At 74.4% G+C, this 3,060-nt stretch carries 6 protein-coding genes; all 6 read right to left on the bottom strand.

The window, feature by feature from the left end; genetic code table 11:
* A partial coding sequence (gene repSA, locus CUT83_RS11910) for a replication initiator protein RepSA (protein WP_101255828.1) occupies positions 1-1,283 on the bottom strand: 1,283 nt, incomplete at its 3' end.
* 8 nt (positions 1,284-1,291) lie between these two features.
* The gene (locus tag CUT83_RS11905) at positions 1,292-1,474 is read right to left on the bottom strand and encodes a hypothetical protein (RefSeq protein ID WP_101255827.1); all 183 of its coding nucleotides are present in this window, start codon (positions 1,472-1,474) and stop codon (positions 1,292-1,294) included.
* Positions 1,475-1,569: 95 nt separating this feature from the next.
* Entirely contained in the window at positions 1,570-1,710 is a 141-nt protein-coding gene (locus CUT83_RS30100) for a hypothetical protein (RefSeq protein ID WP_158239004.1), read from the bottom strand.
* Between the two features lie 23 nt (positions 1,711-1,733).
* A complete protein-coding gene (locus CUT83_RS11900) occupies positions 1,734-1,922 on the bottom strand; it encodes a mobile element transfer protein (protein WP_101255826.1) in 189 nt (62 codons plus the stop codon).
* Between the two features lie 15 nt (positions 1,923-1,937).
* Positions 1,938-2,660 (bottom strand): DUF2637 domain-containing protein, encoded by a 723-nt coding sequence (locus tag CUT83_RS11895; RefSeq protein WP_101255825.1) that lies wholly within the window; start codon positions 2,658-2,660, stop codon positions 1,938-1,940.
* Between the two features lie 41 nt (positions 2,661-2,701).
* Positions 2,702-2,899, bottom strand: coding sequence for a hypothetical protein (locus CUT83_RS11890; protein WP_101255829.1), 198 nt, complete (start codon positions 2,897-2,899; stop codon positions 2,702-2,704).
* Positions 2,900-3,060 lie beyond the last annotated feature (161 nt).

The raw sequence follows: 3,060 nt of genomic DNA, 5'->3' as shown, positions 1-3,060 counted from the left end.
GCGGTGTGGCCGTGCCCGGCGTAGGCCCAGTGGGCGACGGTCAGCACGGTCGCCTCGGGGTGGGCGTCGGGGTCGGGCAGGCCGAGGGCGGCGCGTTGTTCGGCGGCGCGGTAGTCGGCGCGGACTTGGCGCAGCGCGCCGAGGGTGGTGGAGTAGCGGCGGGATTTGGTGGAGAAGTGGCCGCGGAAGCCGAGCATGTGCGCCCACTGGCGCAGCTTGCGGTCCGGGTAGAGCCGGTGCAGGTCGAGGCAGGCCGCGATCAGCCGCTTGGGATGCTCGGGAATGTCCAGCAGATCGAGGGCTTCGGTGTTGCCGATCCGGTGGTCTACCGTGCCGGTGGTCTCGGCGGCTTTGGTGGCGTACTTGGCGACGTAGGAGGCGACGGCCTGTTCGGTGATCTCCCCGCCGTCGAAGGCGCTGATGGGCTGGATGTCGAGCTGGGTGCCCCAGCGCAAGGTTCGGGCGGGCTGGGTGCCGGCGGCGGGCACGGTGACGGCGACGCGGGCGGCGGCGGCGCGGATGGCGTTGGTCAGCAGCTCCACGGTGGCCCACTGGGGCGGGGCGGAGTCGGGTCCGTCGGGGCCGTCGAAGCGGATGACGGCGTGGAAGTGGACCGCGCCCCGGCGCTGGTACTCGGCGACCTTGCCGAAGGCCACCCGGAGCACCTGGTGGCAGGCTTTCTGGGTCCGTCCGGTCTGGCGGGCGACTTCCCGGCGCAGGTAGATGGTGAAGTACCGCCACAGCTCGGAGGCGTGGTTGTTCCACAGCACCGCGCCCGCGTAGTCGTAGGTGTCGGGGTCGAGCGGGGTGCCCAGCTCGGGCGCGTTCTCGCGGTGGCGGGCACCGCAGCGGCACCGGCCGCGGGCGGGACGGTTGTGCACCGGGCCGAAGGACGGTGCGGTGAGGGTGGCGAAGACGCGGGGGTGGTCGCGGACGGCCTCGGCCACGCCCTTGGAGCGGTCGCCGGTCAGTCCGGCGCGGATGAGGTGAAAGGTGTCTCCGGCGTAGGTCCAGGCGCAGGACGGGCAGCGCGAGGCGCGGCGGTTGCCGCAGGCCACCCGCAGGCGTCCGCCGGGCTCACCGTCGGTGGAGTAGGCGTGCAGGACGGTGCCGGTGGTGCGGTCGAGGGTCTTGGTGGAGCCGGTCAGGTGGATGGGGTCGGCGCAGCCGCCGGTGCGGCGCACCTGCTCTTGCCAGCGGTCAAAGCCGGGGGACCCGGCCACCCGCAGGAAGTCCTGCCAGGTGATCGGGTCCACTCCCGCCAGCGTGGCGGCGTCGGTCATGGGCGCGGTCACCGCCCGGCGCGGATCAGGACGGTGGCGCGGGGGGCGTGGCCGGTGCCTCGGCAGGCCGGGCAGACCACGCGGACGGTCACGCGGGTGCCGTCGCGGTGGCGGGTGCCGGTGGTGATGGCCACGGCCGGGAAGCCGTCGCAGTCGCGGCAGATCGGCCGGTGCGGAGCGTGCTGGGGCATGATGAGGTCCTCTCTTTCGGATCTGCGGATCTGGAAGGGAAAGGAGGCGTCCGGGGCGGCGGAAACTTGGCGGTTGAGGCCGCCCCGGAGGCCGTTCAGCGGCGGTGCTGGTTGTTGAGCAGGGAGCGCAGGACGACCGCGCACACGGCCCCGGCCACGGCCGGGGACGGGGCCGCGGGCGTGGCCGGGGCCGTGTAGGTGTCGGGCGGCGGGTAGGTGGGGCGGAACATCGACATCGTGAGGTTCTCCCTTCTGGAGGTCAGGCGGTGCAGCGGTGGGTGCGGGCGGCCAGCTCGGCGGCCGAGCGGCTGTCGTAGTCGGCGGAGAAGCCGCAGCGCGGGGCGGTGCAGGCGGCGGTGTGCTTGTCGCGGCCCCGGCCGTCGTAGTAGGTGCCGACCTGGACCGGGCCGATACGGGTCACGTCGCGGAAGCGGTTCGGGCGAGCCATGAGCAGTCCTCCTTGTTAGGCGAGTTGGGCGGCGATGGCGTCGGCCATCGGGGCGGGCACCCCGAGGCGGGCGCGCAGGGTGTCGGGGTCGATGGGTGTGCCGGTGCGGGCGCGGTGGGCGTCGGCGACCTTGCGGGCGTGCTCGACCAGCGCGGCCGGAACCGGCGGAGCAGCAGCCGGAGCCGGAGCCGGGTCGGCAACCGGGGCCGGTTCGGGCGCAACCGGGGCCGGGGCGGGGTCGAGTTCGGGGACCGGGTCCGGCTCGACGGCCGGGGCGGCCGGTTCCGGTACGCGTTCGACGACCGGGGCAGCCGAGGGCTCCGGTGCAGTGGCCGGCGCATCCGGCTCCGGCTCCGGGGTGGTGTCGGGGGTGGTGTGGGCCAGCAGGGTGCCGCCGAAGAAGGCCAGCGCGGGCCAGCCAGCGACGAGGATGCGCAGCCAGGCGGGCACGTCACCGAGGTCGAGGAGTCCGGCGGTGGCGACGTTCGCGCCGAGCGAGGCGGCCAGGGCGATGACGAACCAGCACCAGGCCGGGCCCGCCGGGAGGTCGGCGGCTTGCAGGGTGCGGATGCGGTGCCAGGCGGCGACCAGCAGCAGGTCCACGCTGATGGGGTATGCCCAGGCTTTCCAGCCGTCCTGACCGGCCGCGGCCGCCAGGTCGTGCAGGTGGGCGAAGGACAGGGCACCGGCGATGACGGCCTGGATCAGCACGGCGTCGAGGCGGAGTTTGGTGCGCACGGGGAGCACCTCCTTTCCGGGGAGGTCGAAGGGGCAGGGGGTCAGTAGCGGTCGGGGGTGGGGTCGATGCCCGAGCCCAGGCAGCGCGGGCAGATCACCTCAGAGGTGCCGACCCGGCGCTGACTGCGGCCGACGCAGACGGACTCGGTCTCCCAGCCCGAGCCCCGGCAGACGGGGCAGGCGGGCTCGGCGGCCGGGGCGGTGCGCTTGCCGCGAGCGGTGGTCCTGCGTGCGGGCATGGCGATCACGGCCTTTCAGGCATGGCGGGGGTAGGGACGTGGCGCGAAGACGGCCGCGCCCACCGATGAGGAGAGAGGGGGTTAGTCGGTGACCGGGGCCGGTTTGACCAGCGACGGCCGCTCATCCGCATCCGGCACGGCCGGGGCGGCGGGCCGCCAGG

This window comes from Streptomyces barkulensis (genome assembly GCF_002843305.1).
Classification (GTDB): Bacteria; Actinomycetota; Actinomycetes; order Streptomycetales; family Streptomycetaceae; genus Streptomyces; species Streptomyces barkulensis.
The sequence above is the reverse complement of the archived record's forward strand: the minus strand, read 5'-3'. Positions and strand labels throughout refer to the sequence as shown.